Consider the following 26,454-nt stretch of genomic DNA (forward strand, 5'->3'; position numbering starts at 1 on the left):
CTCTTCCTCAGACTGACAGGACGGTGCAGGCGCTGATCCCGGGCGCACCGTAGACGTGGGTGAATCCGATGCGCGGGCTGCCGGGCACCTGCCGGGCACCGGCCTCCCCGCGCAATTGCGTGACGATCTCGTGTATCTGCCGGAGGCCGGACGCGCCGATCGGTTCCCCGTTCGCGATGCAGCCGCCGTCGGTGTTGATCGGAATCCGTCCGCCGATCTCCGTCTCCCCCGCGGCGATCAGCTTTTCCTGTTCGCCGTGCTCGCAGAATCCGCATTCGGCCAGGTGCATGATCTCGGCGCCGCTCTCCGTGTCCTGGAGTTGCGCGACGTCCACGTCGGAAGGTCCGAGTCCGGCCTGCTCGAATGCGGCGGCCGCGGTGGACGTGCTCACACTCGACGGGGTTCCCGCACCCTGTATCGACGGACCGAACACTTCGAACGAGCCGAACCGGCGGGTGCCCGCCGCAATGCCCCGCAGGTGCACCGGTCGCCCGCCGAGTCGCCGGACGGCGGCCTCGCTCGCCACGACGACGGCCGCACCGCCCTCGCCGGGTGAGCAGAACATGTACCGGGTCAGGGGGTCGTTGACCATGCCCGCGGCGGCGATCGTCTCGGCGGACATCGGTTCACGCCGCCAGGCATTCGGGTTCAGGGAGCCGTTGCGGTACGCCTTCTCCGCGACGGCGGCCAGTGTGGGGGCACTGATTCCGTGTTCGCGCATGTACCGCGCGATCTTGATACCGAAGAACTGGGTGGTGACCATGAGACCCGCCTCGCCGTACCCGACGGGCAGACCCCAGTCCTGTGGCGCCGGGTCGAACGCGCCGCGCGGGTGCTTGTCGAAGCCGACCGCGAGTGCGATGTCGGCGGCGCCCGCACGAATGGCGTTGACTGCCGACACCAGTGCGCTACCCCCTGTCGCGCAACCGTTCTTGACGTTGGTGAACGGGATTCCGGTGAGTCCGAGTTCGAACACCAGGGTGTCGGCGAGCCCGGAGCCGTCGCTGCCACCGAACGCGACCTGAACGTCGGTCCACGCGATGCCCGCGTCGGCCAGGGCGGACGCGATCGCGTCCAGGGCGAGCCCGCGGCCGGTCTTGTCCGGTTGACGCCCGAATTTCGACAGTCCGGCCCCGATGATCGACACGGTGGACATCAGCGGGTCTCCTTCAGATAAGCGTCGGTGGCGAACCGGGGCACCGGTGCCGTGGCGACCAAGGTCACCGGCGCCCCGTCGTCCAACTCGTCGAAGTCGTGGCAGTCGAGCACGCCTTCGACCCTGATTCCCTCGGGGAGTTCGACGTAGCCGACCGCGAACGGCGAGAACCCGTCCGGCGGCGGAACATACGGCGGCGATTTCGGGGCGAACCGCTGTACCGTGTACGCCCAGACCGTTCCGCGTGCACTCAAGGTGAACGGCGACGTCACTGTCCCGGCGCACCTCGAGCACACGGTGGTGGCCGGGAACGCGACGGTCGAACAGTGGGCGCAGCGGCTCGCTTCGAGCGCCGGCGCGGTGGGTGTCTCGCCCATCCTCATTCTCTCCTCGGGATTCGTCGTCGGGGGGTCGGGTCAGCGACCGACCCACTTCGGCTCACGCTTTTCGAGGAACGCGTTCACGCCTTCGCGTGCGTCCTCCGACTGCAGCGCGTTGCCGACGGCGAGGTGCTCCATCACCATGAGCGACTGGATGTCCGCGTCGAGACCGCGGTCGATGCACATCTTGGTGAGCTTCATCATGAACGGGCTCTTGTCGACGATCGGGGCGATGAACTCGGCGAGAAGCTTGTCCAGGTCGTCGGCCGGCGCCGACGCGTTGATCAGGTCGAAGGCCTCCGCCTCCTTGCCGGTGAGGAGCTTGCCGGTGAGCATGAGTTCCTTCGTCTTGCGAACGCCGATCATGCGCGGCAGCCGGTAGATCGGGCCCGCCCCACCGAACAGTGCGCGGCGGATGTGGAAGTCGCCGATCCGGGCGTCCTCGGCGGCGATCGCGAAGTCGCAGGAGATCATCAACTCGAAACCGCCTGCGGTGACGAAGCCTTCGAGGACGGCGACAGACGGGGTGTTCATCGAGTACAGGCGGTCGCACACCCGGGCCGACAGCACCGCGACATCCATCGCGGTGGTGGAGCCGACGTACTTCTCCCGCAGTTCGTCTAGGTCGAATCCCGAGCAGAACGTGCCGTCACGTCCACGCAGGACCAGCACCTTCAGTTCGGGGTCGCTGTCGACCTCGACGATGATCTCGTCGAGGCGGTGCAGCAACTCGACGGTGACCGCGTTCTTCTTGTGCGGGCGGTTGAGCCACACGCGGGCGATGTCGCCGTCCTTCTCGAGCACGATGTGGTCGGTGTCCACCATGTCGGGGTCCTTTCGAGGAATGAAACTGAACTGGATTCACTTCAGTTCTACGGGGTGCGAGGCGCTCCGTCAATAGCGGGGACGAAGGAGCTTTGGTTTCGGCCGGCAGCAGCCGGCCTGATGTCAGAGTCCGACGAGATCCGCGACGCGGCCGCGGTGCGCCCGCGAATCCCCCAGCAGCGGTTCGTCTCCGAGTGCGCGGCGAACATAGGAGTGCGTCGCATGCTCCCAGGTGAAGCCGACGCCCCCGTGGAGTTGCACGGCCTCCATCGCGGTGGCGATCACGGCCTCGGTGCAGACCGCACCCGCGACAGCGGCCGGAAGCGCCGCGGCGCCCGGGTCTTCCGCGAACACCGCGGCCGCGTACCGCGCCGCCGATCGCGCCTTCTCGAGCTCGACGAGCGTGTTCGCCAGTCGATGCTTGACAGCCTGAAAGGATCCGATCGACCGCCCGAACTGGCGGCGCTGCATGGTGTATTCCCTTGTACTGTCCAGCAATCGGTCGATCAGCCCGACGTGCTCGCAAGCCAGCCCGATCACTCCGAGGCTCCGCAACGATTCGACTACGCGCGGTGCGTCACCGGGTCCGACGAGACGCACCGCGTCCGCGTCGTCGAAGAGCAGATTGGCCTGCCGTCGACTGGGGTCGACCACCGGAAGTTCCGTTCGCCGCACCGGCGCGGTCCGCAGATCGACCGCGTAGAGGCCGGGTCCGTCGTCGGCGTGCGCGAGCAGCACGACGACATCGGCGGCGCCGCCCTGCACGACATTCGTCACGCGACCGGACAGCGACCATCGGTCGCCGACGCGTGTGGCGTCGACGAAATCGGTCTGCGCGCTCAGCGCTGTCACCGTCGCGACGAGTTCGCCCCGGACGACTCGGTCGAGCAGTTCGTCGACCCGGGGCGACCTTTCGGCCGAGAGCAGGGCATGAACTCCCAGCGTGGCGGACGTGAGCACCGGTTCGCAGACCAGCGCGCGCCCGCACTCTTCGAGGACGATGCCGAGTTCGACCATGCCGTATCCGAGGCCGCCGCGATCCTCCGGCACGGTCAGGGCCGCGACGTTCATCTCCTCGACGAGCAGCGACCACAACTCGGGGGAATAGCCGGACTCCGACCGGGCGGCGAGTCGACTGCTCTCGATCGTCGAATGGCGGTCGAGTAGCCGGCGGATGACGTCGCGGATGTCTTCGTGCTCGGCGACGGGGGTCATCGCCGGGGGTTCGGTCTCGGGCCAGGGGCTGGAATGGGAGGACTGCATTGAACTCTCCTGTAAATTGACGTGAGTTCAGTTTAGTTTCGCAGAAGTCGAGACGGCAAGGACTCTCGACAGACCCGCCCATGTTGAACTAAGTTCATTTCATGACCGATGCACTCGTGATCGAGCAGTACTACGCGATCCTCGACAGCGGCCGGATCGAAGACGCGGTTGCCCTGCTCGACGAATCGATCGAGTTCGCCATAGTTCTTCCCGGTACCGTCCGCCGCGGCCACAGCCGCGCCGACATGCTCAGCTACCTCCGGGGACGCCCCCCGGTCGATCGACGGCACGTGCTGCTGCGGACGAGCAGCGCCGGCGACGTCCAGTTCGCCTACGGCTCCGTCGTCGAGAACGAGACGAAGACGACCGGCTACTTCCTCGCCGCCATGCACCTCGACGCCGACGGCACCATCGACGCATACGAAGTGTCCTTCGACACCGAATTCAGCATTCTCACAAGGGAGTTGGCACATGACAAGCGCGACTGACCTGGACTCGAGGACGTCACCGACGCCCGTGCTGGTCGCATGGTTCGCGATCATGGACTCGGACGATCCCGACCGCGTCCTGACGATGATCACCGACGACTTCCGGATGTCGATTCAATTCTCCACCGGCGGCGGGAAGGCGGCCGAGTTCGTCGGCGATCGCGCAGGCCTCGTCGGGTACCTGCAGCAACGCGAGAAGAGCGTGCTGGTACACGAGATCCTCGCGGGCTCCCGGGTGGGTGACGTCGAACTGGCTCTGGGGCGCACCACCCGGAACGGTGAATTCGAGGCGTCGTTCAACACCTCGGCGCAGCTCGACGAGTCCGGCCTCGTGCGGAGGTTGCTCATCTGCCGCACCCCCGAAATCTCGTTCGCCCACTGACACAGCTGTGCGCACTTGCCGACCGCGAACGGTCGGCAAGTGCGCACTGCCGTGTCGATCAGGACGTGAGGTCGTACAGGGTCACGCCGTCCACGGTGACCGCGGTGAAGTTCGCCTGCACCCAGGTGGAGATCTCCGACGCGGTGCCGTCGCCACCCATTCCGCCGCCTCGGCCGCCGGCGATGAAGTAGTGGATCTTGCCGTCCGCCACGTACTGCTGGAACTGCTCGAGCGTCGGTGACGGATCGCTGCCGTTGAATCCGCCGATCGGCATGACCGGGTCCTCGGTGGCCAGCTGGTACCCGGACGCACTGTTGGATCCGATGGCCGCCGCCACCCAGGTGTAGTTGCCGGCATCCTGCTCCAGCAGCGACACCAGTTCCTCGCCGGGGTTGCTGCCCGAGAGCAGTCCCCCGGCAGCGCCGCCCATGGCTCCCATGCCGCCCATGCCGTCGCCGGCACCGGCTGTCGCAGCGGCCGCGGTCCCAGGAGCAGCCGCTCCTGGCGCGCCGGGAGCAGCACCGCCCGGCATCGTGGGCGCGGCTGTGCCGTCGGTGCGTCCGCCCATGCGTCCGGCACCGTCCATGCCGCCGGGGCCACCCATTCCGCCGAAGCCCCCGCGTCCGCCCTCGACATTGGGTCCGGCCGAGACGATCGAACCGGTGTGCGGCGTCGCGATCGTGTCGACGGCGTACGCCGTCGGTCCGGCGAGCCCGGTGAACAGTGCGGCCAGCGTGACGACGGCCGCGATCCGGCCCCTGGTCAGCGCCGGGATCAGCACGGCCACGGCGGCGAGAACACCGGCGACGACCACGGCCCACTTCAGCCACGGCACGAACGACGCGCTGCGCCCGAGCAGAACCCAGGACATGGCCGCGGTGGCCAGGAGTGTCACGGCGAGAACCGCCCGCACCCACAGGCTGTCCCGTCGACGCCACAGCGTCACCGAACCGATCGCCACCAGCGCGGCCACGGCCGGTGCGAGCGCGACGGTGTAGTACGCGTGGAAGATTCCGGCCATGAAGCTGAACGTCAATCCGGTGACGAGCAGCCATAGTCCCCACACGACGAACGACGCACGTTGCGTGTCGGTGCGTGCCGCCCTGCCGCGCAGCGCGAGACCGGCGACCAGCAGGATCAGCGCGGCCGGGATCAGCCAGGCGATCTGACCGCCCTGAGCCGACTCGAACAAGCGCGTGATGCCGGTGCTGCCCCACATTCCGCCGCCGCCACCGGGACCGCCGCCGGGCATCCCGCCGCCGGGCACCCCGCCGCCGGGCACGGCGCCGCCGGTCATGGCCTCGCCGGCGCCGCCCATCGCCGCCGCGGCGTCCCCGCGACCACCACCGGGCGTGACGCTGCCGGTCTCCTCACCGTTCAACCGGCCGAGACCGTTGTAGCCGAGCGTGAGTTCGAGGATCGAGTTGTTCTGGGAACCGCCGATCCAGGGCCGCGACGACGCCGGCCACAGTTCGACGGTCAGCAACCACCAGCCCGCGGAGACGATCATCGCGCCGAGTGCGGCGAAGCACTGGGCGAGGCGTTTGCCGAACTTCGGCGGTCCCGCGAAGAGGTAGGTCAGGGCAAGCGGCGGGACTACGAGCATCACCTGAAGCTGCTTGGTCAGGAAGCCCAACCCGACGAACACACCGGTCAGCACCATCCACCGGGTGCGTCCGTCCTCCACGGCGCGCAGCAGCGCCCACACGGACGCGATCATCAGCAGCACCAGCAGTGCGTCGGGGTTGTTGAACCGGAACATCAGTGCCGCGATCGGCGTCAGCGCGAGCACGAGACCGGCGAGCAGACCGGCCGCGGCACCGAACCACCGCTTCACCGCGGCGTACAGCAGGGCGACGGAACCGACGCCGAGCAGCGCCTGCGGCACCAGCATCGCCCAGGAGCTGAGGCCGAAGATCCGGACCGACAGCGACATCAGCCACAGCGACATCGGCGGCTTGTCGACGGTGATGGAGTTGGCGGCGTCGGAGGATCCGAAGAAGAACGCCTTCCACGACTCCGAACCCGCCTGGACCGCGGCGGCGTAGAAGGAGTTGGCCCAGCCGGAGGCGCCGAGCCCCCAGATGTACGCGACCGCCGTCCCGACGAGCAGTGCGACGAGTGCCCAGGGCTCCCACCTCCGGCGTGCGGGAGGAGGTTCGGGGGTTTCGACCGTCGGTTGTTCGAGGGTCGTCGTCATGCGTGAACTCCTTCAGGGCGAGCGTTCCGGAACACCCAGCGAAGGGCTATGAAACGGCTGATGGTGGCAACGAGATTGGCGAGGACGAGGACGGCGAGTTCGACGTGCTTGGACGCGTCCGGGGCCGCCGAGTGCAGGACGAACAGGGAACCGCTGGTGAGGAGCAGTCCGAACGCGAACACGAGCAGGCCCTGCATCTGATGCCGGGCGGCGCCTTCGGATCCGCGGACCCCGAACGTGAACGCGCGGTTCGCGGCCGTGTTGAGCACGGCCGTGACGAGCAGTGAGACGGCGTTGGCCCACTGCGCGCCCAGGACCGGATGCAGAACCAGGTAGAGCAGCGCGTACGCGACTGTGGAGGCGACCCCGATCACCGCGAACCGGGCCAGCTGCCCGACCATGCCGCGGGGCACCCCGGGCACCAGCGGCTCGCGCCCGAAGCTGTCCCGCAGGCTGCCGATCGGCAGCGATCCGGTGGACAGCGCCCGGCCCACCCGCCACACACCCTTCAGGTCGGCGACGGCGGTCGCGACGATGTCGACGCGACTGTCCGGATCGTCCACCCAGTCGACGGGGACCTCGTGGATGCGCAGGCCCGCGCGTTCCGCGAGCACCAGCAACTCGGTGTCGAAGAACCATCCGGTGTCCTCGACCAGCGGCAGCAGGCGCTGGGCGACGTCCGCCCGCATCGCTTTGAACCCGCACTGCGCGTCGGAGAACCGCGCGTGTAGCGCGCTGCGGAGGATGAGGTTGTAGCTGCGGGAGATGAACTCGCGCTTCGGGCCTCGCACCACCCGCGAGGAACGGGCGAGCCGGGACCCGATGGCGAGGTCCGAATGCCCCGACAGCAGCGGGGCGATCAGCGGCATCAGGGCGTTGAGGTCCGTCGACAGGTCGACGTCCATGTACGCCACCACCTCGGCGTCGGAGGCACTCCACACTGCACGCAGGGCGCGGCCGCGTCCCTTTTCGTCGAGGTGCACGACCTGGACGCCGTCGATCTCGGCGGCCAGGCGGTGGGCCACGGCGAGGGTGGCGTCGACGCTGGCGTTGTCGGCGATGGTGATGCGGGCGGTGTAGGGAACGTTCTCGTCGAGGTGCCGCCGCAGCCGGCGCACGCAACGTTCGAGTCCGGCTTCCTCGTTGTAGACCGGCACGACAACGTCGAGCAGGGGCGCGGTCTCGGAGGTTCCGGAAGTCTCGAGTCGTCCCATGGCGCCCGGTGCTCGGGAGAGGGAATTCGTCGTCATGCATCCAAGATTCGGCCCGGACACTGCGACCACTCTGGACGGAGGCTGGGAGTTTCCTGTGCGCTTCGCGCCCGTGAGTACTTATTAACCGCCCGAGGTTGATAAGTACTCACGGGGGCGAAGCCGCATAATGGCGGCCATGGGATCTGTATTCAGCGCCATCATCAACGGAGATCTGCCCGGACGGTTCGTGTGGGAGGACGAGGACGTCGTCGCGTTCCTCACCATCGCGCCCGTCACCCAGGGCCACACCCTCGTCGTGCCCCGCGAGGAGGTGGACCAGTGGCAGGACGTCGACGGTGAGATCTGGAACAAGGTCATGGACGTGGCCCGCACGATCGGGCAGGCCGTTCGCCCGGCGTTCGACGCACCCCGCGCGGGACTGCTGATCGCCGGCCTCGAGGTGCCCCACCTGCACCTGCACGTCTTCCCCGCCTACGATCTCGGCGATTTCAACATCAGCAACGCCGAGCAGAATCCGTCCCAGGAATCGCTCGAGGAGGCGCAGGCGAAGATCAAGGCGGCGCTGCGCGAACTCGGCCACGGGGACAACGTCCCCGACTGACGGTCAGCTCGACCGCGGCAGTTCCACCCGGAAGGTGGCACCTTCCCCGGGCCGGCTGTCGACGGTCACCGACCCGCGGTGGGCGGCGACCAGGGCCGCGACGATCGACAGGCCGAGCCCACTGCCGCCGCTCTCCCGGGTGCGGGACGCGTCGGTGCGATAGAACCTCTCGAACACCCGGGCCGCGTCTTCCTCGGTCAGTCCGGGTCCGGTGTCGGCCACCTCGAGAACAACGGTGTGCTCGGTGGTGCCGAGCCGGACCGTGACGTCCGCGGTGGCGGGGGTGTGTTTGACGGCGTTGGCGAGCAGGTTGCCGAGGACCTGCCGCAGCCGGGCCTCGTCGCCGATCACCTCCGGTGTCCCGGGGCCGGGGCGGACGTCGAGGGCGATGGACCGTTCGGGGGCGACGGCGCGCGCCCCGTGCACGGCGTCGGATGCCACCGACAGCAGGTCGACGGGCCGGGTCTCGAGGGGCCGCTGAGCATCGAGGCGGGCGAGCATCAGCAGGTCTTCCACCAGCAGCCCCATCCGGGACGCTTCCCCTTCGATGCGGCTCATCAGGGTTTCGGTGTCGGTCATCGCGCCCTGCCGATACAGTTCGGCGAAGCCGCGGATCGTGGTGAGCGGGGTGCGCAGTTCGTGACTCGCGTCGGCGACGAATCGCCGCATCTTCTCCTCGGACCGCCTCGCCGACTCCTCCGACGCCTCGGTGGCGGCGAACGCGTGCTGGATCTGCGCGAGCATTCCGTTGAGCGCCACGGACAGTCGCCCGATCTCGGTACGGTCGTCCCGTTCCGGGACGCGTCGGTGCAGGTCTCCCGACGCGATCGCCGCGGCGGTCTCCTCCACTTCGACGAGGGGACGCAGACTGCGCCGGACCACGAAATACGCGACCACTCCCAGGGCGATCAGCACCACCACTCCGATGATGAGTTGCAGCACGACCAGGCGGTTCACCGTTTCGTCGTTCTCGGTGAGCGTCATCGCGACGGTGGTTTCGGTTCCGTCCGGCGCGGTCGTGGTCAGCACCCGCCACCGCACGTCCGAGTCGTCGGTCGAGCCGACCGTGACGGGCACCGACGGCAGGTCTTCCGGCAGTGCGGGCGAGACGGATTCGTCGTTGATCTCACGCAGGACCGTTCCGTTCGCCAGCGTCGTGCGGACAAAGAACGGGCTCGGCGGGCGACCGGGGTTCGGTTCGTCCGGCGGCGGCAACGGCCGCGACTTGCCGGGCTTCGCCCACCCCTGGGCCGCGTCGTGCAACTGGTGGTCGACGCGGTTGGTCAGCGAATTCTCGAGCGCCGACGTCACCGCGACACCGGACGCGAGGAGGCCGAGCGCCGACAGGAGGAGCACGGCGCCGACAAGTGTGATACGCAGCGGCATCGCCCGGATCCACCGTCGCGCAGGCCTGTTCGGGACGGCCACGCCCACCTCGGCCGACTCCCGGGGAGCCGCGGGCGCGGTCATCGCCGCGGTTCTCGCATCACGTAGCCGACGCCGCGGAGGGTGTGAATCAGCGGGGTCTCGCCGGTGTCGACCTTCCGGCGGAGGTACGACACGTACGACTCGACCACCCCGACCTCACCGCCGAAGTCGTAGTTCCAGACGTGGTCGAGGATGCGCGGCTTGCTCAGCACCGTGCCCGCGTTGACCATGAAGTACCGCAGCAGCGTGAACTCCGTCGGAGACAGCGACACAAGGTCGCCGGACTTCCAGACCTCCCGCGTGTCGTCGTCGAGTTCGATGTCGGCGAACTTGATGCGGGCAGACTGCTCCTCCACCGACACCTTGCCCGCCCGCCGGAGGATGACGCGAAGCCGGGTCACCACTTCTTCGAGGCTGAACGGCTTGGTGACGTAGTCGTCCGCGCCGAGGGTGAGGCCGCTGATCTTGTCCTCCACCGCATCCTTCGCGGTGAGGAACAGCACCGGTGCGTCCACACCGTCGGCGCGCAACCGCTTGAGCAGGCCGAACCCGTCCATTCCCGGCATCATGACGTCGAGAATGACGGCGTCCGGACGGAAGGTGCGCGCCGTGTCGAGTCCCTCGGCCCCGGTCGACGCCGTCGCCACCTCGAATCCCTGGAATCGGAGACTCACGGAGAGCAACTCGAGGATGTTCGGTTCGTCGTCGACGACGAGGACGCGGGCTTCGACAGGCTTATCATTCACGCAACCCATCATCACGCGTGAGACTGGATTGTCGCTGTAGGTTTCCTGGGAGGTTCCTGTGAGCCGGTGCGGCCGGCCCGGGAGGACTGATTTCCGATCGTCAGTTGACCACGATATTGAGGTTGAACACTACCCCGCCGAACGTCAGGATCGTGTTGGCCAATCCGAGTGTGACACCACTGTTGAGCGCCCCGAGCAGTCCCAGCATCATGACCTCCATCGTCGCCCCGGTTGAGGGGTGTGTGCGCGCTGTCCGTGCGCGTTGCGGATGACACTAAGTCACGTTCGACGAATTCGTGGCGACACGCGCACGCAATTTCCCTGAATAAAATCACCCATTCTTCTCGAGCGAAAAAGGGTGAAATTCCGGGCGCATGAGCGAGGATGGGACAGTTGCGCTCCGGAGCCCCCGCGCTCACCGTCGCCGAACACGAGACAACCCCGCCGTCGAGCGGACGGCGGGGTTGTGTGAAATGGAGTTGTCTTGACAGGCAGGAAGTTCAGGCGACGACGTTCATGTTGAGCACCACTCCGCCGAACGTGCCGATCGTGTTGGCGAGTCCGAGGGTGAAAGCGCTGTTGATTGCGGCGAGCAGTCCGAGCATCATGATGTTCCTCGTTATCTTCCGTGGTATACGCACAGAATTCACTGTCGCGCTCGACAATAAGTCAGCAGGCCTCGATCTGCGAGATATTCGGCGCATTCCCGCGTCGTGCGCGCGGAGCGAGTCTGTGGAGTCGCTCACCACTCACGGGCGCGGAGCGCATCGTTGGGTACCGTGGAATTCGTCGACACGACATCCGGACGAGCGCACCGTACCCGGCCAGCGACAAGACGGTGCCCGGAGGTTTGTCATGGCGTGGATCGTTCTTGTGCTGTCGGGAGTTCTGGAGGCCGTCTGGGCCACCGCACTCGGCCGGTCGGAGGGATTCAGCAAACTCGGACCCAGCATCGTCTTCGGTGTCGCCCTGGTCTTCAGCATGGCGGGTCTGGCCTACGCGATGCGCAGTCTCCCCACCGGAACGTCGTACGCGGTGTGGGTCGGCATCGGCGCGGCGCTGACGGTCGGGTTCGCGATGCTGACGGGCGCCGAGAGTGCCACGCCGGTGAAGATTTTGCTGATCCTGGGCATCGTGGGATGCGTCGTCGGACTGAAGGCTCTGCACTGACCGGATCGAGACGCTCGATGATTGTGTGTCGCGGGTTACAGTAACTCCATGAACCTGCTGTCGTTGGTGACCCTCCCGGTGCGTGCCGGTCTTGCGGCGGCCGATGTCGGTCTCGGTATCGCGGAGGCCACCCTCGTGACGGTCCGGACCGCGGTCGCCGGGACCGGAGTCGTCACAGGCATGAGCACCCAGGGCAGCCCGTTGCAGGTGATCAGCCAACTGTCCTCGCTGGCGGCCAACGACCGGCCGCTCGGGCAGGCACTTCAGCCGGGCGGTCCGCTCGACCGTCTCCTCGCCCCGGGCGGCCCCGTCGACCGTCTGACGTCGGAGGGCGGCACCCTCGAACGACTGCTCGAGCCGGGTGGCCCGCTCGAGCGGGTCCTCGCCAAGGACGGACCGCTCGACCGGGTCCTCGCGGAGGACGGCACCCTGGAACGGCTGCTCGCCAAGGACGGCCTGCTCGACCGCCTCACCGCCGAGCAGGGACCGCTCGAACGGCTGACCGCGCAGGACGGCGCGGTCGAACGGCTCACGGCGCCGGGCGGACTGGTGGACCGGGCGCTCGCCGAGAACGGCATCCTCGACACCCTGCTGTCGGAGGGCGGCGCGTTCGAACGCCTCATCGCCGAGGGCGGCCCGCTCGATCAGATCGTGGCGCTGTCCGAGACGTTGACGGCACTGGCGCCCAACCTGGAGCGGATGAGCGCGAGCGTCGACCTGCTGCAGGAAACGGTGGGCGTTCTCAGCGCCGCCGTCGGGCCGCTCGGCGAACTGGCGGGCAAGTTGCCGGGGCGCTGGCTCAACAAGGGCAAGGGCGACCGTCCGGGCGTCGACTACACCCTCGGCCCCGCCTGACGCCTTGACCTGAAGCGAACTCGAGGTTTTACGGTCGGGTCATGACCCGCATCGAAGGCCTCGGACCCGTCGGCATCTCTCTGAACATCGCACCGGACGAGACACATCTCGGCGAGGCGGCCCGGCTGGAATCCCTCGGCTATTCGGCGATCTGGTTGGCGGGCGGACAGATCGACAGCCTGGACCGGATCTCGGCCGCCGTCCGGGCGACCGAGTCGATCCCGGTCGCGACCGCATCATCCCCGTCGACGTGTACGACGCGGACGCGGTCGCGCGGCTCCATGCCGATCTGCAGGTCACGGCGCCGGGCCGGTTCGTCGTCGGACTGGGCGGCCCGCAGATCCCCCGGCCGCTCCGCGCGCTGAACGCGTACCTCGACAGGCTCGACCGTGCCGACCCGCCGGTGCCGACGGAGCGGCGGATCCTGGCCGCGCTGGGCCCGCGCAAGCTGGAACTCGCGCGGGAGCGGGCAGCGGGGGCCGTCCTGCTCCTCGTCACACCCGAATACACCGCCGAGGCCCGGCGCATCCTCGGCCCGGACGCCACGCTCATCGTCTCGTTGATGACGGTGCTGGACACCGACGCGGCCCGGGCCCGCGACACCGCCCGTGTTCCTCTCCGGTTCCTCTCCGGGGTGGGCGGGTACGCCGCCAATTTCGCGCGGATGGGGTTCAGTGCCGACGACATCTCGGGGCTGAGCAACCGGCTGGTCGACGACCTGGTGGCCTGGGGCGATGCGGACGCAATCGTCGCGCGGGTCCACAGCCATCTCGCGGCCGGCGCGGATCACGTCGTCGTCAGTGAACTGGGCGACCGGCCGGGCGAGGTGGCCGGACAGCTCGCGGGGCTGCTGCCACTGCGCGCACGGGACGGCCTCGGAGCGACCGGCCGACACTGACCGACACCTGCCTCTGGTATGTATTTCGCATGACACGAACCATCGTTGCGCTGTTGATCCCGGCCGCCCTGCTGCTCGGGGCGTGCAGTTCCGAATCGACCACCACCGAGGCCGAGTCCCCGGCGAGCGCAACGACCGAGGCCACCGAGGCGTCGTCCGCGGACCTGCCCGCAGTCGCGGACCTGTGCAAGGGCCTTCTCCAGTACGCGAACGGCGCCGAGGCCCGCGCGCAGCAGAGCGGCGAGACGTTCGACCGCACGAAGGCCCTCGACGACCTCTTCACGCAGTCGGCCGAGACGGCGGAGTGGAAGGACGCTCCGCAGGACCGCAAGGACCAGATGATCCAGGCCTACGACGCCGCCAAGACCGGGGCCTGCTGACCCGTTCTCGATCGAGGACCGGACCTGTCCTCAATCCTTCGTAGCGTGGTCTGCATGACCGACACGACGAAGTCCATCCGACCGTTTCGCATCGACATCGCGCAGTCGCAACTCGACGATCTCGCCGATCGACTCGCGCGGACCCGGTTCGGCACCCCGCTCCCGGGTGACGACTGGACGACGGGAGTGCCCACGTCCTATCTGGTCGACCTCGTCGCGTACTGGCGCGACGAGTTCGACTGGCGGGCGCAGGAGAAATCACTCAACACCATCCCGCAGTTCGTGACCGAGATCGACGGGCAGAACATCCACTTCCTGCACGTCCGCTCGCCCGAACCGGATGCCCTGCCCCTCGTCCTCACCCACGGCTGGCCTGGTTCCTTCGTCGAATTCCTCGACGTGATCGGGCCACTCGCCGACCCCGCGGCGCACGGCGGAAACCCCGCGGACGCGTTCCACGTGGTCGTGCCGTCGCTGCCCGGATTCGGATTCTCCGGACCGGTCCGCGAATCGGGCTGGAACATGACCCGCATCGCCGGGGCGTGGGCGGAGCTGATGGGCCGGCTCGGATACGACCGTTACGGGGTCCAGGGCGGCGACATCGGCGCCGGCGTCTCGCCCGAGGTCGCCCGCATCGCCCGGGACGCGGTGGTCGGGGTGCACCTCAACGGCAACGTCGGCGTTCCGTTCCACGAGTTGGACGAAGCTGAGCGGGCGAGCCTGACACCGCTGGAGCAGGACCGCCTGGACCGGGTGTCGCGGTTCATGACCGACGAGTTCGGCTACATCTCCATCCAGTCCACGCGACCGGCGACGCTCGGCGCCGCGCTCGCCGATTCACCGGTCGGTCAGCTCGCCTGGATCGTCGACAAGTTCCGCGAGTGGACGTATCCGCGGGAGACGCTTCCCCACGAAGTCATCGGCATCGACCGCCTGCTCACCAACGTCATGCTGTACTGGCTCACCGGCACCGCCTCCTCGGCCGCGTACGTCGGCTACATGCAGGAATCTTCTTGGGCCACCGACAATTCCGTGTCCAGCGTCCCGACCGCCGTCATCGTCTTCGCCCACGACGTCGGCATCCGCCGCTACGCGGAGCGGGAGCATGCGATCACGCGGTGGACCGACGTCGAGGATCGCGGCGGCCACTTCGCCGCACTCGAGGAGCCCGAGACTCTGACCGCGGACGTCCGGGAGTTCTTCGCCGAACTCCGCTGAGCCGATTCGGAGCGGTCAGATCAGGCTGTCAGCCGTTGTCACGTTATCTAATACTGCGTATCAGTTTCTCGCATTGTCAGTTCACCGCGAATTGGTGACGCCACAAAATTTGTGGTTGCCGGTCATCGGGGTGCGCGAGGCCGCCGTCGGAAGGCTGGCTGCCTTCTCTGCATATCGGTTCGGGTCACCAACTCTGCGACCGTCCGGACCGGGCGTCTCTCTGCCGCTGGCCTACACCGGAGGGTGCGGCAGCGACGGTGGAGATGGCGGAGATGGTGGAGGCATTTTATAGCGGGGTGTCCGGCTCGGCAGGGCGGCACGAGGGTCGCCGGAGGATCGGGAAAAGATGGTGCGCGAGAGCCGCTATCAGGGAAGTGCATCGAGGTCCGCGATGATCTCGATTCGAGCCGTGAGAATGGGGGGTCAAGGGCGTGTACGGATGCTCGACGACAGACCCGTGGGCCGGTTCACGGTGGTGCAGACGCGGGCGGTGTGGCGAGATCGATTGGCCTGGTTCGCCGGTGGCGTTGGATCGGACGGAACGTGTCGGAGGTCGGCGTTACAGTCGAGGTCCTGCGGGAGGCGGGTGGGACATCGATGTGGGGGTGGAGAGATGACGTCGGGGCGGTGCCGGCATCGTTGTCCGGCTGGTGCGCTGCGCTGCGGTCGACGCAGAATCAGCACCGGCTTCTTCGGTGATGGCGCACGGCGGGGAGGCGGTAACCGATGAGCTTGCCGGGCGATCGCAGTGTTTCCCGGACGGCGGAGCGTCAGTTCGCGGTCACAACCCGCGCCCATGTGGCGGTCGACGACGCGACCGGCGACGCGATCGGACTCGACGAGGTGAACACCCGGGTTGGGTGGCTACTCGACCTGATTGCCGCTGCCAGCACCGACTTGACGGCGCGGTTGTGGCAGCCGGTCACATTCGATGTGCTCGCGGCCGGTCGGGATCGGCAGGACCGCAGGCTGCCCGCACAAGGTCATGTCGCCGCGTCCCGCCTCGGCTGGAACCCGCACTACCCCGAGGGCACCTACGTGCCCTCGCGCGTGAGCAGGGTGGTGACCGCGCAGGTGGTGGCGACCTTGCGGACCCTCGCCTTCCGGGACACCGCGATCACGGCACTCGCCCAGCGGTTCGACCCGGCCACCGGCCGGATAGCCCCACCCACCAGCGCCGCGGACTGTGTGCCGGCGGGTTTCGCTCGGGGCGTGCGGCGCCAACTCGTCGCCCGCGCCCACCACACCGATGGCGACGCGGTGCCGGCGGGCCGGGTGCGGATCACCGACATCCAGGGACCACCGCAGACGAGCGCGATTGCCCGACTCTCCGCTGCCGACCGGCAATTCGCGCAGCTCACCGTCACAGGCCGTGAGCTGGTGTTGACGGTGAAACTGCCGACCTGCCCGGCCCCGGCGGGGCGGGCGCAGTGGCGCAGTGTCCGGCTGACCGCCACCATCCCCGCGCACCTGCACGGCCGAGCGATCACCGGCTGGCATCTACCGACCCTCGTCCTCGACCACCGGGGCCTGCTCTGGCGCTGCGCCGCGACCGAACTCGTCCCCGAATGTGACCCGGGATCGGCGACCGTCGCGGTCGGGGTGGATTGGTCCCCGTCCACGCTCGGTGCCGCCGCCACCGCAGCCGAAAACCCGGACGGACTGTCCTCGGATTACCGGGGCTTCACCTACGACGACCGCGGCCTCGGGACCAAACTGGCACGCCTGCAAACCGAGGGGCAGTTGCTGCACCGCAAGGCGGCCCGGTTGGAGAAGCTGGCCGCCACCGCCCCACCCGAGGTCCGTGTCCGGCTGGAGGAGAAGATCGCCGTCCTCAACGAGCACCGCACCGCGGTCGGTGTCAAACGCGGGAAGATCAACCGAGAACTCGTGTTTCACTTCGCCCGCCAGGTCACCAACTACGCCGCCGCAGCGGGCGCGCAGGTGATCGCGGTGGAAGATCTGACGACCCTCGAAACCCGCGGACACGGACGGGTCAACAACAACCGGGCCGCGCAGTCCGCCCGCCGCAAGGCGACCGCTGCCCTCGCCCACACCGCCGCCGGTGTCGGAATCGCGGTGGTCACGGTGCCCGCCCGCGGATCCTCCGCACAATGTCCGGGGTGCGACGAACCGCTCACCCGCCCCGGCGGCTACCACACCGCATGGTGTCCGGGCTGCCGAGTCGGCGGCAACCGCGACCAGATTGCCGGGGTGAACCTGGCCAAACGCGCCCTGCTCGGCAAAAACAAGGCCACCCGTCGGCGGGGGCAGCTGCCCGCGATCCGGGTCGCCGAGCACGCACCGGTCCGCAAGTCCCGGGACAAGACCAGTCCGACCCCGAGCAGGCCACGGCATCGCCGGGTCCGACACAGCCTGCCCACCGTGACACTGCGGGCGGGGGTGACTCCGAAACAGCATGTTCCTGCACCACAAGCGTCGGTGTGGGACACGGTCAAACCCACACCACCGCAAAGTGATGCGAGTAGCCGTGACACACGTACATCTCCAACACCCGCCACACCAGTGGCAGACAGTACGAGATCTACGTAGACGCTCCCTTCTGCTTAAGAAACAACTGATGGTAACTCTCAGTAATGAAATTAATCTGCACTTGAAGATATAGATTTTTCGTCTCCCGCCCCCCATGCCTGACCTGTAGCAGCCAAGACGAGCATCGGGTCACGTAATCTCGGACCCGAACCGAACGCGAACTACCGCCGACCCCGGACGGATTCGCCGAGGTGTCGTGGCCGTGAGCGCCACGGCCTCTGTGCGAGAGACGAGAAGACGGTGCCCCGTACTCAGGAACACGCAGATCGCTACCGTGACGCCCTCACGGCGCTCGCCGCGGCCACGCAGCGACCGGCCAACGTGGTCAACACCGGTGCGGGCTATGCGATCCGGGTCGACTTCGAGTTCAACCGCTACCTTCTCGCGTCCAACGCCGCCGACGGACTGACCGACGCCGTCGACGACGCGTCCGAGTGGCGGGTCAGCCTGTACCAGGGCGCCGCCGACGGCACGTCCGACGAACTGCTGGCCACCGCCGGGCACGCGTGGCTGGTCGACGCATTCGACCACGCCTTCGCCGACATCCGGGCCGAGGGTAAATGGCAGGCGGCCGACGCCTCGTTCGACGAGTTCAACCCCACCAACGACCAGCCCGCGAGCTGATCCCACACCGCTCAGGCGCGGTCCGGGACCTCGGATCGCACGAGTTGCTCCAGTTCGGCGTTTCGCGCCGCGAGCACCGCGTTCTCGGCCTCGAGCCGGAGGATCTGGCCGATGCCGATGAGATTGACTCCGGCGGCCACGAGTTCGGTGATCTTCTGGAGGCGCGCGACATCGTCCTCGCTGTACCGGCGGGTGCCACCGCCCGTGCGAGTCGGCGTGATCAACCCGCGCCGCTCGTAGAGGCGCAGCGTCTGCGGTCCGATACCCGTCAGCTCCGACGTTACCGAGATCCCGTACACACCCCGCTGCGAACGAAGCGGCACATGAGAGGACGTCACCGGGTCTCCCTTCTTCTCAGGGCGCATCAATCTTAGCAAGCCCCAGTGAACACAATGTGCCGCGGGGCGCGCAGGTTCGCTCCGGAATGCCCGCAGTGCCGCGTGGCTGGACCAGCAATCTTGCCGATTCGGCTTGAACTTCCCGTCCGACCGCTGTAGAACAAATCTATATTCTTCAACGCAGATTAGTTCTCACGACGAGGTCGCACGAAGGAGAACCGATGACCACCCACGACCCGCAGAGCACACCCCACGACGGGGAGGTCCTCGTTCTCGGCGCAGGCAGCGGCGGAGCGATCGCCGGCGGCCTGATCGCCACGCTGGCTCTCAGCGCGCTCACGCTCCTCTCGTCCCTGCCGACGTGACCGGACGGCCCGGCACCCGCACCCGTTCGACACCGACACCGACACTTCGCACACGACAGGACACGACCCTCATGCCCGCCAGCTCCGCATTCCACGGTTCCGCCACCAGCACTGCCAGGCGAGGCGGAGCAACGATGAGCACCGAGGAAATCAAGGCCCGGATCGAGGCGATGTTCGCCGACGAGGCCGCAGACACGTCCCCCGCACTCGTCGAATAGCGACGCCATTGCCGATGCCGGCAGGTCAGAGAAGGGCAGAGCCATGAATGTGTCCACCCAGCTCGTCGAACCATCGCTCGACATCCGACGCATCCCCACGCGGTCGAAGCCGGCGCATCGCCCGAAGCCCGTCGCCGACGCCGCACGGAGCGAGCGTCGGCAGGCGCGACCGGAGACCGCGCGCCGCGATCGTGACCAGTACCGGGACGTGCCCGCGCAGTGCGAGGCCATCGGCCGTCTCGCCGTCTCCGACCCCCGCCGCGAACTGCTGCGGCAGCGGCTGATCGAGCGGTGCCTGCCGCTCGCCGAACACATCGCGCGGCGGTTTCTCGGTCGCGGAGAACCCCTCGACGACCTGATCCAGGTCGCCCGCCTCGGCCTGGTCAAGGCCGTCGACCGGTTCGACTCGAATTGCGGGGCGAGCTTCGTGTCCTACGCCGTCCCGACGATCACCGGCGAAGTGCGCAGGCACTTCCGCGACACCGGCTGGGCGATGCACGTCCCGCGCAGCATGCAGGAACTGCACCTCTCCCTCACCACCGCGACGACCGAACTGACCACCACACTCGGACGCGCCCCGACGGCGAGCGAACTGGCCGAGGCCCTCGGGATCGACAAGGAGGAGGTGGTCCGGGGTCTGCGGGTCGCCGACGCCTACAGCACCCTGTCCGTCGACTTCCCGCTCGGGGAGGACGAGCGCCCGCTGTCGGAGACGATCGGCGACCTCGACCCGTCGCTCGCACACGTCGAGGACCATGTCGTCCTCGAGCCGCTGCTGGGTTCGCTTCCCGACCTCGAACGCACCGTCCTCGTCCTGCGGTTCTTCGGCAACATGACTCAGTCGCAGATCGCCGCGCGGGTGGGCGTCTCGCAGATGCAGGTGTCCCGGCTGTTGACCAAGACCCTGGCGGACCTGCGCGGGAAACTCGCCGGCGGTCAGATGGTCGGGTAGGCGGCCAGGAAGTCCTCCCACGTCCGCTTGCCCGTCGCCGCCTCGTGCGACAGGTTGGCGCCGTCCCGGTATGCGCGGCCCGCCTTTCCGGGCATCCGGACCGGCATCGTCAGCCGGTGCCTGCCGCTCGCCTGCAGGTAACTGCGCGCCAGATCGCCTATTCCGTACACGGTCGGCCCGGGCAGGTCGGGAACCAGGCCGGCCGGGGCGCCGAGCGTCAGTTCCACCAGACGCGCCGCCACCTCCCCCGAATCGACCGGCTGGAAGCGTAGCCCGCCCGGAACCGGGATCACCGGCAGTTTCGCCATCTTCTGCAGCATGCTCAGCACCAGTTCGTGAAACTGGGCTGCGCGCAACACCGTCCACGGCAGGCCCGCGTCGGCCACCGCTCGCTCCGCGGCCAGCTTGGACGTGAACCAGCCGAGCGGAACCCGATCGGCCCCGATCACCGAGATGTAGACGACGTGCCGCACCCCGGCGCGCGCGGCGGCCGCCACCAGATTCCGGGTCGCCACCTCGTCACCCTTGGGGCCACCCGCCAGGTGCAGAACGGTCTCGACGCCGTCCAGTGCGGGGTCAATTCCCTTGCCCTCGAACAGGTCACCGGTCAGATGGTCGACGCCGTCGACGGGGTCGCCGCCGTGCCTGCTGAGGACCCGCACGTCCCGCCCCGCCGCCCGCAGCAGTGGGACGACCTGACGTCCGAGCGTGCCGGTACCGCCGGTGATGAGAATGGGTGATGTCATGATCTCTCCAGATTCTTCGGACAGCTGATTGTCGGTGGGTCTACCTGTGAGACACGCCGCGAGGAAGGAATGTGACACGGTGGACGACCGCGACCGGCTGACCGAGCGTTTCGAGGAACACCGGCCGCGGCTGCGGGCCGTCGCGTACCGGATGCTGGGCTCGGTGAGCGAGGCCGACGACGCCGTCCAGGACGCGTGGCTGCGCACGATCCGCGCGGACACCGACGAGGTGGAGAACCTCGAGGCGTGGCTGATCACGGTGGTGTCGCGGGTGTGCCTGAACGTGCTGCGCTCACGCGAGCAGCGGCGCGAGGAACCTCTCGACGTGCAGGCGCACGATCCGGCCGTCGGCCACGAAGACGGCGGCGACCCCGAACACGAAGCGATGCTGGCCGATTCGGTGGGGCTGGCGCTGCTGGTCGTGCTGGACACACTGACCCCGGCCGAGCGGCTCGCGTTCGTGCTGCACGACATGTTCGACGTGCCGTTCGACGACGTCGCCCCCATCGTGGGCCGCTCCTCCCAGGCGGTGCGGCAACTCGCCAGTCGCGCCCGCCGCCGGGTGAAAGGCGCCTCCCCGGCGCCGGACCCCGCGGATCCGGCCCGCAGGCGAGCGGTCGTCGACGCCTATCTGGCCGCCACCCGCGGCGGCGATTTCGACGCGCTGGTCGCCCTGCTCGATCCGGATGTGGTGCTCCGGGCCGACCCGGCCGTCGGCCCCACCCCGGGACCTCTCGTGATCCGGGGCGCCCGCGTCGTGGCCAAGGGCGCGCTCGCATCCGCGGAACGCGCCCGGGTCACCGAGGTGGCCCTGGTGAACGGGTCGGCCGGGCTCGTGATGGCTCCCCGCGGGCGGCTGTACCTGGTGCTGGCGTTCACGATCGCGGACGGGAAGATCACCGAGATCGACGTCATCGCGGAGCCGGATCGCGTCCGCCGACTCGATCTCGCCGTCCTCGGGGACTGAGCGGTCACCCGAACCGGGTGATGACCGTCGGCGCCGCGACCCGCAGCATGGAGATAGCCGACACTCCGGGAGAGGGACGCGAACGTGACTACTGCCTCGGACGACGATGCCCCACCCCGGAGCGCGGCCGCGCCGTCGCCGTTCCCGCCGATCGCCGACTACGCCTTCCTCTCGAACTGCCACACCGGGGCGCTGATCGCGCCGGACGGTTCCGTCGACTGGCTGTGCGTGCCCCGGTTCGACTCACCCAGCGTGTTCGGTTCCCTCCTCGACCGCGAGGCCGGGATGTTCCGGATCGGCCCGTTCGGGCTCAACGTTCCGGCGTCCCGCCAGTACGAGCCTGGCACCAACATCATTTCGGCGGTGTGGAACACCCCGACCGGGTGGGTGAACGTGCGCAGTGCGCTGACGATGGGCCCGACCCGCGGTGAGGACACCGTCACCCCGCACACGAGGCCGCCCGCGGACGACGACGCCGATCACATGCTGGTCCGCACGGTCACGTGCCTCGACGGCAACGTGGAGGTGGAGTTGGTGTGCGAGCCCGTGTTCGACTACGGACGCGCACCGGCGGAGTGGGTTCTCGTGGACGGCGATCGGCACACCGCCGACGCGAGCGGTGCGGGGCTCACGCTGCGCCTGCAGACGGACATGGCGCTCGGCATCGAGGGCGGCCGGGTTCGCGCCCGCCACATGCTCGAGAAGGGCGAAACCCTGTACTGCGCGCTGACCTGGGCGGCGGAACTCGCCGCGCCGGAGACGACGGAAGAGGCTGTCGCGCAACTCGATGCGACCGCGGTGTTCTGGCGGCGCTGGTTCAGCCACGCCCGCTTCCCCGACCATCGGTGGCGGGAGGCGATCCAGCGGTCCGCCCTGACCATCAAGGGCCTCACGTACATGCCGACCGGCGCCACCGTCGCAGCCCTCACCACGTCACTTCCGGAAAGCCCTGGCGGCGAACGTAATTGGGACTACCGGTACACCTGGATGCGAGACTCCACGTTCACACTGCAGGCCCTGCACTATCTGAACCTGGACTGGGAGGCCGACGAGTTCATGCAGTTCATCGCCGACCTCGAGTCGAACGGTGATGGCGCACTGCAGATCATGTACGGAATCGACGGCACCCGCGACCTCACCGAGTCGACCCGCGACGACCTGTCCGGCTACGCGGGCGCGCGTCCGGTGCGGATCGGCAACGGCGCATTCGACCAACGGCAGAACGACGTGTTCGGCGCCGTCCTCGACTCGATCCTGCTGCACACGGTGCGCAGCAAGCGCCTTCCCCGCCGGTTGTGGCCGCTCGTGCAGCAGCAGGCAGCGTGCGCCTCGGCGGTGTGGCGCGACCCCGATCAGGGGATCTGGGAGGCGCGCGGCGCACCGCAGCACTATGTGTCGTCGAAGCTGATGTGCTGGGTGGCACTCGACCGGGCGTCGAAGATCGCCGGCATCCGCGGCGATCGCGCGTCCGAGGACGCCTGGCGTGCCACGGCCGAGGAGATCCGCGCCGACATCCTCGCGCACGGGGTGAAGAAGGGGGCGCTGCGACAGCACTACGACACCGAGGCGCTGGACGCGTCGACGCTGCTCGCCGCGGTCTTCGGATTCCTTCCCCGCGGGGACGTCCGGCTGCGTGCCACCGTCGACGCCATCGCGAACGATCTCACCGAGGACGGATTCGTCCTGCGCTACCGTACCGGCGAAACCGACGACGGGCTGTCGGGCAAGGAAGGCAGTTTCCTGATCTGCTCGTTCTGGCTGGTGTCGGCCCTGACCGTGGTCGATCAGGTGCAGGAGGCAACCGATTTGATGGAGCGGCTGGTCAGCGTGTCCTCCCCACTGGGCCTGTACGCCGAAGAGTTCGACACGAGCACCGGCCGCCACCTCGGCAATTTTCCGCAGGCGTTCTCGCACCTCGCGCTGATCGAGGCCGCGGGGCGCATCATCCTGCACGAGCGGATGCGGGAACTGATGTGAGCCGACGCCGGGCCCGACGTGCCCGCCACCGTAGGCTGAGACCGTGTCCAGAGCCGAATCGAGTCGGACGTACAGCGGCCAACCGGTCGCCGAACGTCGCGCGGCCCGCCGGGCACGGTTCCTCGATTCGGCCCTGTCGGTCTTCGCGGAGAAGACGTACGCCCACAGTTCGATCAGCGACATCTGCGCCCACGCCGGACTGTCGCGGCGCCAGTTCTACGAGGAGTTCGGCAGCCGCGAGGACATCCTCCTGGCCGTCTACGACACGATCCAGGACGACGCCCGCGACGCCGTGCTCGCCGCGAACGAGGCGGCGCCGTCCCGCGATCCGCGGACCGTCGCCGGCACCGTGATGACGGCCTACATCGAATCGGTCGGCACCGACGAGCGCCGCGCGAGGATCATCTTCGTGGAGGTGGTGGGGGCGGGCCCCCGCGTCGAGCAGTACCGCCTCGAGCGCCGCAGGCAGTGGGCGCAACTCTTCGAAGCGGTCACCCGCACGATCGACGGTGGCGTCGTCGACCCACCCGAGCGGTTCGAGATGGTGTCGATCGCCTTCATCGGGGCGGTCAACGACCTCGCCCACCACTGGAGCACCGCCTCCCCCCGACCGTCCGCGTCGGTGCTGGTGGACGTCCTGAGCACGATGCTCATCGCGCTGGTCACCGATCAGGCCTGACCGGAACTTACTCGCGAGTATTGCGATACCCGTCACACCTGATCTAAGGTCTGCACTCAAAGTGAGACATGGACGTCTCACTTCGGCCCGGGGAGGACCACATGATCAGATCGAGAGCGCTGCGACACCGAATGCTGCTGGTGGGGGCGATGCTGGTGGGCGCACAGCTCGCCGTCGCCGCACCGTCGGTCGGGGCGCCCGCCGACGGCGGAACACCGGTGGACGTGCAACCAGCCCCGGCCATCCCCGCCTGGCCCGAGGCCGACCGCGGGTTCTACGAACCGCCCTCCGACGTGGTCGCGGCCGCCGCGCCCGGCGAGATCATCGCCGCCCGCGAAGTACACCTGGCGAACCTGTCCGTGCTTCCGGTGAACGTCGACGCGTGGCAACTGTCGTACCGCTCCAACAATTCGCGCGACGAGGCGATCCCGGCGGTCGCGACGGTGATCAAGCCGCGGGGCACGATCGACGGCGTCCGCAATCTGCTGTCGCTCCAGCCGGCGGAAGACTCCCTCGGCAAGTACTGCGCCGCCTCGTACGCGCTGCAGCAGTGGTCCGTACCCGCGCCGCTGACCGGCCAGGTCGTCGCGCCGCTGCAGTTCCTCGAGGCCCAGGCCGCGCTTGCCCAGGGATGGGCCGTCGTACTGCCGGACCATCAGGGCCCGAACGCCGCCTACGCGGCCGGGCCCCTCGCGGGCCGCATCACCCTGGACGGAATCCGGGCGGCGGAGAACTTCGACCCCCTCGGTCTGTCCGGCAGGCAGACCCCGGTCGGACTGATGGGGTACTCGGGCGGCGCGATCGCGACGGGGCATGCCGCCGAACTCCACGAGAGTTACGCGCCGGACCTGAACATCGTCGGCGCGGCCGAGGGCGGCATCCCGGCCGATCTCGGCGCCCTCGTCGATCTCGCGGACAACAACCTGGGCGCGGGAATCGTGCTGGGCGGGGTCTTCGGGGTGAGCCGGGACTACCCCGAACTCGCGGAGTATCTCGACACCCACCTGAACCCCCTCGGCAAGCAACTCCTGGCCGCCAAGGGCAACCTGTGCGTCAGTTATCAGTCCGCGCTGCTGCCGTTCGCGAACCTGCGGGGCCTGTTCGACAGCCCGAGCGGCGACCCGCTGCGCGATCCGGTGGTCGCATCGGTACTCGACCGGACGAGGATGGGCCATCGGGTGCCGGACGTCCCCATGTTCATGTATCAGGCGAACCCGGACTGGCTGGTGCCGGTCGGGCCCGTCGACCGCCTCGTCGACACGTACTGCCAGGACCCGGACGCCCGGGTGACGTATACCCGCGACCACGCCAGCGAGCACCTGTCCCTCGAACCGGTCGCGGCCGCGAGCGCGCTGATGTGGCTGCGGGACCGTTTCGACGGGGTCCCGGTCGGCGCCGGGTGCGCCACCCACGACGTGGGATCGATGGCCCTCGACGAGAAGACGTGGCCCCTGTGGTCGTCGATCGTCGGCGACACACTCGCGAGCCTGCTCGGTCAGCCGATCGGCACGTGAGGGTTCAGAGTCCGCCGCCGACACCGGCGAGCAGGGTGCGCGAGCCCTCGTGGAGCCGGTCCCGGACGACGTCGACGGTGGTCTTCATCGTCGCCGCGACCTCGTCGCAGGACATTCCCCGGTAGAACACGAGTGCGAGCGTCTCCCGTTCGAGGGCGGGCAGCGCTTCGACCGCGTCCAATACCGCCGACCTGCACGAATTCACTTGCATGAACCAATAGTCAAGGACCGCCGGGCTCGGACACAGGGACCCCAGGGTGACGAACTGCCCACCCAGGGGTGAGTGTGCGGGAAACAACAGAGGGCCACCTTCCGGG

Annotated in this window: 27 protein-coding genes, 1 pseudogene and 1 riboswitch; of the genes and pseudogenes, 17 read left to right on the forward strand and 11 right to left on the reverse strand. The window is 68.5% G+C overall.

Annotated features, from left to right (window positions below; genetic code table 11):
• Positions 1 to 7 precede the first annotated feature (7 nt).
• From JWS13_RS18230 to JWS13_RS18245, 4 genes are all read right to left on the reverse strand, one after another.
• Positions 8 to 1,156 carry a thiolase family protein gene (locus tag JWS13_RS18230; RefSeq protein WP_206006878.1) on the reverse strand — a complete coding sequence of 383 codons (1,149 nt, stop codon included), beginning with the start codon at positions 1,154 to 1,156 and terminating at the stop codon, positions 8 to 10.
• Entirely contained in the window at positions 1,156 to 1,533 is a 378-nt protein-coding gene (locus JWS13_RS18235; protein ID WP_206006879.1) for a Zn-ribbon domain-containing OB-fold protein, read from the reverse strand. The genes JWS13_RS18230 and JWS13_RS18235 overlap by 1 nt, the downstream gene beginning before the upstream one ends.
• Positions 1,534 to 1,572: 39 nt before the next feature.
• Positions 1,573 to 2,361, reverse strand: a complete 789-nt coding sequence (locus tag JWS13_RS18240; protein ID WP_087557770.1) for an enoyl-CoA hydratase/isomerase family protein — start codon at positions 2,359 to 2,361, stop codon at positions 1,573 to 1,575.
• 123 nt (positions 2,362 to 2,484) lie between these two features.
• A complete protein-coding gene (locus tag JWS13_RS18245) occupies positions 2,485 to 3,624 on the reverse strand; it encodes an acyl-CoA dehydrogenase family protein (RefSeq protein WP_206006880.1) in 1,140 nt (379 codons plus the stop codon).
• Positions 3,625 to 3,725: 101 nt separating this feature from the next.
• Here JWS13_RS18245 and JWS13_RS18250 point away from each other — a divergent pair, with 101 nt between their 5' ends.
• Both JWS13_RS18250 and JWS13_RS18255 read left to right on the forward strand, forming a co-directional pair.
• Positions 3,726 to 4,112, forward strand: a complete 387-nt coding sequence (locus tag JWS13_RS18250; RefSeq protein WP_087557771.1) for a hypothetical protein — start codon at positions 3,726 to 3,728, stop codon at positions 4,110 to 4,112.
• Positions 4,096 to 4,494, forward strand: a complete 399-nt coding sequence (locus JWS13_RS18255) for a hypothetical protein (protein WP_087557772.1) — start codon at positions 4,096 to 4,098, stop codon at positions 4,492 to 4,494. Before JWS13_RS18250 ends, JWS13_RS18255 begins: the two co-directional genes overlap by 17 nt.
• Positions 4,495 to 4,552: 58 nt before the next feature.
• On the opposite strand, the gene JWS13_RS18260 is transcribed toward JWS13_RS18255, so the two are convergent.
• Positions 4,553 to 6,694: an ArnT family glycosyltransferase gene (locus tag JWS13_RS18260; RefSeq protein WP_206006881.1), complete on the reverse strand. Its 2,142-nt coding sequence runs from the start codon at positions 6,692 to 6,694 to the stop codon at positions 4,553 to 4,555.
• The gene (locus JWS13_RS18265; protein WP_206006882.1) at positions 6,691 to 7,944 is read right to left on the reverse strand and encodes a bifunctional glycosyltransferase family 2/GtrA family protein; all 1,254 of its coding nucleotides are present in this window, start codon (positions 7,942 to 7,944) and stop codon (positions 6,691 to 6,693) included. Before JWS13_RS18265 ends, JWS13_RS18260 begins: the two co-directional genes overlap by 4 nt.
• A 139-nt stretch (positions 7,945 to 8,083) precedes the next feature.
• On the opposite strand from JWS13_RS18265, the gene JWS13_RS18270 reads away from it, so the two are divergent.
• Positions 8,084 to 8,509, forward strand: a complete 426-nt coding sequence (locus JWS13_RS18270; RefSeq protein WP_206006883.1) for an HIT family protein — start codon at positions 8,084 to 8,086, stop codon at positions 8,507 to 8,509.
• A gap of 3 nt (positions 8,510 to 8,512) precedes the next feature.
• Here JWS13_RS18270 and JWS13_RS18275 read toward each other — a convergent pair whose 3' ends face one another.
• Positions 8,513 to 9,895 carry a sensor histidine kinase gene (locus JWS13_RS18275; protein WP_206011646.1) on the reverse strand — a complete coding sequence of 461 codons (1,383 nt, stop codon included), beginning with the start codon at positions 9,893 to 9,895 and terminating at the stop codon, positions 8,513 to 8,515.
• 80 nt (positions 9,896 to 9,975) lie between these two features.
• Positions 9,976 to 10,692: a response regulator transcription factor gene (locus JWS13_RS18280; protein WP_192582108.1), complete on the reverse strand. Its 717-nt coding sequence runs from the start codon at positions 10,690 to 10,692 to the stop codon at positions 9,976 to 9,978.
• A 774-nt stretch (positions 10,693 to 11,466) separates the two neighbouring features.
• Positions 11,467 to 11,528: riboswitch (guanidine-III (ykkC-III) riboswitch) on the forward strand.
• Between the two features lie 10 nt (positions 11,529 to 11,538).
• Here JWS13_RS18280 and JWS13_RS18285 point away from each other — a divergent pair.
• The 7 genes and pseudogenes from JWS13_RS18285 (at position 11,539) to JWS13_RS18315 (ending at position 18,381) form a co-directional block, all read left to right on the forward strand.
• Entirely contained in the window at positions 11,539 to 11,853 is a 315-nt protein-coding gene (locus JWS13_RS18285; protein WP_072942865.1) for a DMT family transporter, read from the forward strand.
• A gap of 48 nt (positions 11,854 to 11,901) precedes the next feature.
• Positions 11,902 to 12,708 (forward strand): ABC transporter, encoded by an 807-nt coding sequence (locus JWS13_RS18290; protein WP_206006884.1) that lies wholly within the window; start codon positions 11,902 to 11,904, stop codon positions 12,706 to 12,708.
• Between the two features lie 41 nt (positions 12,709 to 12,749).
• Positions 12,750 to 13,606: pseudogene (locus JWS13_RS18295) on the forward strand (TIGR03620 family F420-dependent LLM class oxidoreductase).
• 29 nt (positions 13,607 to 13,635) lie between these two features.
• Positions 13,636 to 13,986, forward strand: a complete 351-nt coding sequence (locus JWS13_RS18300) for a hypothetical protein (protein ID WP_124395682.1) — start codon at positions 13,636 to 13,638, stop codon at positions 13,984 to 13,986.
• A 54-nt stretch (positions 13,987 to 14,040) separates the two neighbouring features.
• Positions 14,041 to 15,204 carry an epoxide hydrolase family protein gene (locus JWS13_RS18305; protein WP_206006885.1) on the forward strand — a complete coding sequence of 388 codons (1,164 nt, stop codon included), beginning with the start codon at positions 14,041 to 14,043 and terminating at the stop codon, positions 15,202 to 15,204.
• A 726-nt stretch (positions 15,205 to 15,930) separates the two neighbouring features.
• Positions 15,931 to 17,757, forward strand: coding sequence for a zinc ribbon domain-containing protein (locus tag JWS13_RS18310; RefSeq protein ID WP_206006886.1), 1,827 nt, complete (start codon positions 15,931 to 15,933; stop codon positions 17,755 to 17,757).
• A 240-nt stretch (positions 17,758 to 17,997) separates the two neighbouring features.
• Positions 17,998 to 18,381 carry a hypothetical protein gene (locus JWS13_RS18315; protein WP_206006887.1) on the forward strand — a complete coding sequence of 128 codons (384 nt, stop codon included), beginning with the start codon at positions 17,998 to 18,000 and terminating at the stop codon, positions 18,379 to 18,381.
• Positions 18,382 to 18,392: 11 nt separating this feature from the next.
• Here the strand turns inward: JWS13_RS18315 and JWS13_RS18320 are convergent, their stop codons facing one another.
• On the reverse strand, positions 18,393 to 18,719 hold the full coding sequence (locus tag JWS13_RS18320; protein ID WP_124395687.1) for a MerR family transcriptional regulator: 327 nt from the start codon (positions 18,717 to 18,719) through the stop codon (positions 18,393 to 18,395).
• A 221-nt stretch (positions 18,720 to 18,940) separates the two neighbouring features.
• Here JWS13_RS18320 and JWS13_RS18325 point away from each other — a divergent pair, with 221 nt between their 5' ends.
• The 3 genes from JWS13_RS18325 to JWS13_RS18335 all read left to right on the forward strand — a co-directional run bounded on the left by JWS13_RS18325 (position 18,941) and on the right by JWS13_RS18335 (position 20,254).
• Positions 18,941 to 19,084, forward strand: coding sequence for a hypothetical protein (locus JWS13_RS18325; protein ID WP_167372176.1), 144 nt, complete (start codon positions 18,941 to 18,943; stop codon positions 19,082 to 19,084).
• 71 nt (positions 19,085 to 19,155) lie between these two features.
• Positions 19,156 to 19,302: a hypothetical protein gene (locus JWS13_RS18330; protein WP_206006888.1), complete on the forward strand. Its 147-nt coding sequence runs from the start codon at positions 19,156 to 19,158 to the stop codon at positions 19,300 to 19,302.
• Between the two features lie 43 nt (positions 19,303 to 19,345).
• Positions 19,346 to 20,254: a SigB/SigF/SigG family RNA polymerase sigma factor gene (locus JWS13_RS18335; RefSeq protein ID WP_206006889.1), complete on the forward strand. Its 909-nt coding sequence runs from the start codon at positions 19,346 to 19,348 to the stop codon at positions 20,252 to 20,254.
• On the opposite strand, the gene JWS13_RS18340 is transcribed toward JWS13_RS18335, so the two are convergent.
• The gene (locus JWS13_RS18340) at positions 20,239 to 21,000 is read right to left on the reverse strand and encodes an SDR family oxidoreductase (RefSeq protein ID WP_206006890.1); all 762 of its coding nucleotides are present in this window, start codon (positions 20,998 to 21,000) and stop codon (positions 20,239 to 20,241) included. The genes JWS13_RS18335 and JWS13_RS18340 overlap by 16 nt on opposite strands.
• A 79-nt stretch (positions 21,001 to 21,079) precedes the next feature.
• On the opposite strand from JWS13_RS18340, the gene JWS13_RS18345 reads away from it, so the two are divergent.
• The 4 genes from JWS13_RS18345 (at position 21,080) to JWS13_RS18360 (ending at position 26,137) form a co-directional block, all read left to right on the forward strand.
• Positions 21,080 to 21,967, forward strand: a complete 888-nt coding sequence (locus tag JWS13_RS18345; RefSeq protein WP_206006891.1) for a sigma-70 family RNA polymerase sigma factor — start codon at positions 21,080 to 21,082, stop codon at positions 21,965 to 21,967.
• 84 nt (positions 21,968 to 22,051) lie between these two features.
• Positions 22,052 to 23,944, forward strand: a complete 1,893-nt coding sequence (locus JWS13_RS18350; protein ID WP_206006892.1) for a glycoside hydrolase family 15 protein — start codon at positions 22,052 to 22,054, stop codon at positions 23,942 to 23,944.
• Positions 23,945 to 23,987: 43 nt separating this feature from the next.
• Positions 23,988 to 24,623: a TetR/AcrR family transcriptional regulator gene (locus tag JWS13_RS18355; protein WP_206006893.1), complete on the forward strand. Its 636-nt coding sequence runs from the start codon at positions 23,988 to 23,990 to the stop codon at positions 24,621 to 24,623.
• 101 nt (positions 24,624 to 24,724) lie between these two features.
• Entirely contained in the window at positions 24,725 to 26,137 is a 1,413-nt protein-coding gene (locus JWS13_RS18360; protein ID WP_206006894.1) for a lipase family protein, read from the forward strand.
• Positions 26,138 to 26,141: 4 nt separating this feature from the next.
• On the opposite strand, the gene JWS13_RS18365 is transcribed toward JWS13_RS18360, so the two are convergent.
• Positions 26,142 to 26,348, reverse strand: coding sequence for an RNA polymerase sigma factor (locus JWS13_RS18365; RefSeq protein WP_206006895.1), 207 nt, complete (start codon positions 26,346 to 26,348; stop codon positions 26,142 to 26,144).
• Between the last annotated feature and the right edge of the window lie 106 nt (positions 26,349 to 26,454).

This window comes from Rhodococcus pseudokoreensis, from assembly GCF_017068395.1.
Taxonomy (GTDB): domain Bacteria; phylum Actinomycetota; class Actinomycetes; order Mycobacteriales; family Mycobacteriaceae; genus Rhodococcus_F; species Rhodococcus_F pseudokoreensis.